At 64.1% G+C, this 882-nt stretch carries 1 protein-coding gene and 1 pseudogene; both read left to right on the top strand.

Translation table 11 applies throughout. The features are described from left to right. Positions 1–97: 97 nt before the first annotated feature. Positions 98–334 (top strand): annotated as a pseudogene (locus N864_RS22750) (integrase core domain-containing protein); the annotation flags it as partial. A 42-nt stretch (positions 335–376) separates the two neighbouring features. Continuing rightward, positions 377–622, top strand: coding sequence for a sortase family protein (locus N864_RS22745; protein WP_034722964.1), 246 nt, complete (start codon positions 377–379; stop codon positions 620–622). Positions 623–882 lie beyond the last annotated feature (260 nt).

The following is an 882-nucleotide window of genomic DNA, read 5'->3' as shown; positions in this document are numbered from 1 at the left end:
CCCTGATCGACGACGCCGCGACACGCGCGACCGCCATGTGAGGCAAACCACCAAAAGGACCAGACAAGAAAGGGATCCCGGCCGATTAGCCGGTTAAGCGTACGATAACGCGCTCATGGAGTCCGGGAACGGCCTCTACAAGACCGAGTGCATCTTCACCACGATCTTCCACGATGGCGCCTACAAGAGCCTCGTGGACGTCGAGTACGCCACCGCCGGCTGGGTCGAGTGGTACAACAACCGTAGGCTCCACTCGGCCATCGGCTGGCAGGCGCCAGTCGCGTTCGAGAACGCCTACTACGCTGCCCTCACCCACGAGGAACAGCTCGTTTGACAGGCGGCGGGAAACCCGTGCCGGTTCAACTTCGCGGCACGGGTGCGGCCCGGGCAGCGCATCGACATCTGGCAGGCCAATGGTTCGATCTGCTCCTACCTGGTTCAGCGCATCTGGCGGAGTGTGGACGCGGAGCACGGATACCCGGCGCTCGTGACGCGCGAGAAGCTATACGACGTCAGCGGGCCGGAGCGACTCTTCCTCGCCACCTGCGGCGGGCGCTGGAGCGACCGGATTCAGAACTATCTCGACCTCAACATCGTGGTGGCAACCCCACTTGGTCGTTGAGGCAGGGTGTCGGTGTCAGCCGCGACAGACGGCGCCGGTGAAGCCTCCGTCTACTGACGCAAGCTAGTGGTGTGTCTCTCAAATAACTAGTCGTATGGTCGGTATTCTTGCTCCATGAGCGGACGCGCAGCCCCTGCCTTGCCGATGTCGGACACCGAGCGGGCCACCTTGGAGCAGCTGTCCCGCTCGCAGACCGCCGCTTACCGGGAGGTGCAGCGCGCGAAGGCGCTGCTGCTGGCGGCGGATGGCGTTGCCAACAC

This window comes from Intrasporangium chromatireducens Q5-1, assembly GCF_000576575.1.
Lineage (GTDB): Bacteria > Actinomycetota > Actinomycetes > Actinomycetales > Dermatophilaceae > Intrasporangium_A > Intrasporangium_A chromatireducens.
This window is presented reverse-complemented; position numbering and strand designations above follow the sequence as displayed.